Genomic DNA, 3,372 nt, shown 5'->3' with positions numbered 1-3,372 from the left:
GGCGAAATGAAAGCTGAAACAATTCAATCAATAACATCGAACCACCACTATTTAGACGCCTATATGGCGACATTTGTAATTTAAATTGGTATTACATCTAGATTATAATGAGTAACTTCTCTTTCTATTTCTCTACCACCTTCTATTCGAACTTGTGCAATTTTTGCACTAGTTGAACCTTCATCAAGTTCTCTATCTTTATAACTATTTCTAATATGTCTATTAATTACAGTTCTATCTCTACCAAAAATATCAGCAATTTGAAGTTCAGTAGCCCAAAGAGTTTCTTGATTTTCGTCAAGAATAACTTGGTATTCAGTAACTCCTTGAGAAGGTTTAAATACAACTAGTACTTTATCTTCAGGTTTAATATTGCTTTTTCCTTCCTTAGACATTCTTGTTTTTTTAAATTAACCACAACGTTGCCTCTACGGTTAGTGGCTTTATAAAATTACTATATTTTCGGTCAAGCACAAATTAAATTTAGGGTACTTAACTTTGGGTTTGGCACTTTGTAGCCATTAACTATACAGATTGTTGGTAGCCGTTTTTGTTAATTATTTTCTATTTCATTCATTTTGGTTATCAATTTATCTATTTGATAATTAAAATCCCTTAACATCAATTCAATTCTTTTTGCAACAGGTCCATATCCTTTCAGACCAGTTGTTGTTCCTTCTTTTATACCAGACATTTCAGAGATAAGATGATATTGTAAATTTTCTTTTCTCAAACATAATTTTTTCAATTCATCTTTTAGTAAATTGATTTTTACTTGAGAAATTGTGTCAAGGGAAATCTCTTTAATTTCTTCTTTATTAAGTTTTGTTTGATATAAATCAATTATGTTGTTTATCTATATATTATCATTTGTTGGACAAGCATTTTTTATAATTGAAAGACCAAAAATAATTTATTTATTATAGTTACTGTTTTTTGTTAAGTCAAGAATTAACTTCGCTCTTTCTCTACTGATAGTTTCTTTTGAAATTTGTCTATTTAACACAGAATCAGGTTGTTGTATGACAATGAATAAAATTACTGAACCAATAATTAGAAGTGATCCTTTTACTATGTCAATATTTTTTTTTACTATAATTGACTTGGTTTCTGCCTTTATCTTTTCTGTTTCAAATTCATTTTTCTCCATTAGTTAAAGACTTTTATTATAGATTGATAATTATTCAATAAAAGTATAATTAAGGAAATTACACCAGTCGCTACAATTGAAGCAATAACACCACTTATAAATCCTCATCTGTTCTTACTGTTTTTAATCCTTCAAAAAGAGCTTTCATTCTTTTGGATTCATATACTTTTTTACAAATCAATCTACCAATTACATATCTAAATTCTGTATTATGTAATCCATTAGGAACATATCCTTTTAAAGTCTTAAATGAGATTTCAAAATCTGGATTTTCAATGGTGTATGCTTTAAACTTTTCTATATGCCAATCTAGATCATAACCACCACTACCTGCCATATAAGTTGCAAATCCCTCGTTAAGCCAAAAATGATAGCCGTCTGGGTAAACCTCATTGGTATACAAATGTACAAGCTCATGAGGATAGGATTCAGAATTATTCCCTGCATGAACTAAACCATTACTTATGCCGGCAACACCACCTGTTTGTTCTGGTATGTATATTTATAGCCTATAATCATAGCCCCAAAGTTTAACAATTTCTCTGGAATAATTACTGACAAAATAATCAAATGAAATAGCAGGAATATTAAACAATTTTGCCATTTTCACATTAAAAGCATTCATTTCTCCTGCTTGTTGCTCGTCAAATTTGTGATTGGGGTGAACATAGTAGTTTATCTGACCTACATGTTTTTTTTCCATAAGCCTTTATGGTATTGGGAACTACTAACTAATAAATAGTCGCCATTTATTTTTTTTGCAAACACCGATATTATGGCTTTTAAAACAATTTCTCCGTTCGCTCCACTTCTTGTTAAGGATGTTTTCAGAGCATAATGATTATTTTCAGTTGGATAAATTCCTATGATGGTACATTGAACTTTAGGAGTTCTACTTTTTAAGTTTTTGATATTAACAGGCCAAAGGAAATAGTCGGGGATAGGATATTCACTTCTGTCCCAGTAAATAGTTTTCGGATTCTTGTATTCTCCGGAGTTAAGATAACTATTCCAAATTTTTATAATTTCTTTTTCGTTTTGATCTTCAGCATTTAAAACATTTTTATCTATTATAATGTTTAAAGAATTTGTACCATTTTTTATATTCTGTGCACGACTAAAGATCGTCATTGTAAATAATAAGACAAATAGTATTATTCGATTCATTTTTTTAGAATGCTTGGATTCAAGGTTATAACACAACAAAACGTTGTTATGTATGGAAGGTTGCGATTTATCAACGAGGAATTTCCGACGGAAATTCAGAAGTTGGCAAATCGCAACTGACTTTTGATTTAGCCAAAACCAGCAATTTTTAATACAGGGTGTTAGCAAATGTAATTTTCTTTTATTTTGTGAATTTTATCGCATTCGCTTTTTTCCCACGCTTATAAATAATCGCTGAAATTTGTTTTCTCCTAAATTTTTTATCCATTTTTTTAGCAAATTTCATTAAATCTTGTTCAATACTATTGTTAATTAAACCTCCTGTTAATGCAGATTTCCATTTTAACCCACCACCAATTGATTTCACAAATTCATATTCAGTTATTGGCTCGCCCATAACAAAAAACGGAATCCCTTCTATTTTTTGAACAATAGCAATTCTGTCATTTTCATCTGTTTTTTCATCTGTAAACTTAATAGCTGTCATTTGTTTTCCATTAGTATAAATAATTGCGTCAAAGCCAATGTTTTCATATTTGTATTCTTTCGCTAATTTTTTAATATACTTTGTAACTTTTGTTGCTATACTTTCGTTAATTAAACCACCTGTAATTGCAGAACCCCATTGAATTCCTTTCCCACCACTTTTCAAAGTTTCATATTCTCTCAATGGTTCAGCCAATAAATAAACTTCAATTCCATTTACTTCTTGCACTTTAGATTTTTGTTGTGCAAAACAGTTCATTCCGATAAATAATACTAATCCTAATAATACTTTTTTCATTTTCATTCCTTTTTTTAATTTATAATTGTTTTAATATTTAATCTTTATTTTTTTAAAGTTTCAGTTTTATATTTGATAACAGTAAAGTATAAGCGTAGTGTGGTGTAAAAAAGCAATATGTTTCAGTTTATAAAAACCATTCTAAATATTGCTTTACTTAGAGATAATCACTAAAACCACATTACGCTTATACCTTATTAAGGACTGGTTTTATTCGTTCAGCACAATTACTGATTCAATCACCTTATTTTCTTCGTCAACTTCAACCTTA

At 29.2% G+C, this 3,372-nt stretch carries 7 protein-coding genes; all 7 read right to left on the bottom strand.

Annotation, left to right across the window (positions count from 1 at the left end; translation table 11 throughout):
• Positions 1-80: 80 nt before the first annotated feature.
• The 7 genes from CXF67_RS08825 to CXF67_RS08800 all read right to left on the bottom strand — a co-directional run bounded on the left by CXF67_RS08825 (position 81) and on the right by CXF67_RS08800 (position 3,101).
• A complete protein-coding gene (locus CXF67_RS08825) occupies positions 81-395 on the bottom strand; it encodes a virulence RhuM family protein (protein ID WP_102088424.1) in 315 nt (104 codons plus the stop codon).
• A gap of 158 nt (positions 396-553) precedes the next feature.
• Positions 554-733, bottom strand: coding sequence for a hypothetical protein (locus CXF67_RS17845; protein ID WP_145990422.1), 180 nt, complete (start codon positions 731-733; stop codon positions 554-556).
• Positions 734-913: 180 nt separating this feature from the next.
• Complete coding sequence (locus tag CXF67_RS08820) at positions 914-1,150, bottom strand: hypothetical protein (RefSeq protein WP_102088423.1); 237 nt, start codon at positions 1,148-1,150, stop codon at positions 914-916.
• A gap of 94 nt (positions 1,151-1,244) precedes the next feature.
• On the bottom strand, positions 1,245-1,553 hold the full coding sequence (locus CXF67_RS08815; RefSeq protein WP_102088422.1) for a hypothetical protein: 309 nt from the start codon (positions 1,551-1,553) through the stop codon (positions 1,245-1,247).
• A 99-nt stretch (positions 1,554-1,652) separates the two neighbouring features.
• Positions 1,653-1,853 (bottom strand): hypothetical protein, encoded by a 201-nt coding sequence (locus CXF67_RS08810; RefSeq protein WP_102088421.1) that lies wholly within the window; start codon positions 1,851-1,853, stop codon positions 1,653-1,655.
• Positions 1,835-2,317 carry a hypothetical protein gene (locus CXF67_RS08805; RefSeq protein ID WP_145990421.1) on the bottom strand — a complete coding sequence of 161 codons (483 nt, stop codon included), beginning with the start codon at positions 2,315-2,317 and terminating at the stop codon, positions 1,835-1,837. Before CXF67_RS08805 ends, CXF67_RS08810 begins: the two co-directional genes overlap by 19 nt.
• 181 nt (positions 2,318-2,498) lie before the next feature.
• A complete protein-coding gene (locus CXF67_RS08800) occupies positions 2,499-3,101 on the bottom strand; it encodes a hypothetical protein (protein WP_102088419.1) in 603 nt (200 codons plus the stop codon).
• Positions 3,102-3,372: the final 271 nt, after the last annotated feature.

This window comes from Psychroflexus sp. MES1-P1E, from assembly GCF_002836055.1.
Classification (GTDB): Bacteria; Bacteroidota; Bacteroidia; order Flavobacteriales; family Flavobacteriaceae; genus Psychroflexus.
The sequence above is the reverse complement of the archived record's forward strand: the minus strand, read 5'-3'. Positions and strand labels throughout refer to the sequence as shown.

Coding starts and splice junctions, on each gene's coding strand:
- CXF67_RS08825 (WP_102088424.1), bottom strand. CDS start 395: ATGTCTAAGGAAGGAAAAAGCAATATTAAACCTGAAGATAAAGTACTA.
- CXF67_RS08810 (WP_102088421.1), bottom strand. CDS start 1,853: ATGGAAAAAAAACATGTAGGTCAGATAAACTACTATGTTCACCCCAAT.
- CXF67_RS08805 (WP_145990421.1), bottom strand. CDS start 2,317: ATGAATCGAATAATACTATTTGTCTTATTATTTACAATGACGATCTTT.
- CXF67_RS08820 (WP_102088423.1), bottom strand. CDS start 1,150: ATGGAGAAAAATGAATTTGAAACAGAAAAGATAAAGGCAGAAACCAAG.
- CXF67_RS08800 (WP_102088419.1), bottom strand. CDS start 3,101: ATGAAAAAAGTATTATTAGGATTAGTATTATTTATCGGAATGAACTGT.